Raw genomic sequence first — 261 nt, forward strand, 5'->3', positions numbered from 1 at the left:
GGGCACCATGCTGCTGATGGCGTTCATCATTTTGGTCAAGCCTGCCGTGGTGGCACCTGAGCCCGGCAGCCTGGCGAGAAAAGTGGCAGATACGCCCAGCTCCTGGTGGGGATTAGGGCTGGCTGGCTTTTATGGCGGTTTTGTTCAGGCGGGAGTGGGGTTTGTGTTGCTGGCGGCACTGGCGGGTACCTTACGCTATGACCTGGTACGGGCGAATGCATTAAAAATGCTATGCACCCTGATGTTTACTGTGGTTGCCCT

1 protein-coding gene is annotated in these 261 nt (G+C 57.5%); it reads left to right on the forward strand.

The genetic code is table 11. The annotated features are described in order from the left end of the window. On the forward strand, positions 1-261 hold a 261-nt coding region (locus R0J87_RS21730; protein WP_498888903.1), incomplete at both ends, for a TSUP family transporter.

The sequence above is a fragment of the Halomonas sp. SIMBA_159 genome (assembly GCF_046536035.1).
GTDB classification, from domain to species: Bacteria; Pseudomonadota; Gammaproteobacteria; order Pseudomonadales; family Halomonadaceae; genus Vreelandella; species Vreelandella venusta_A.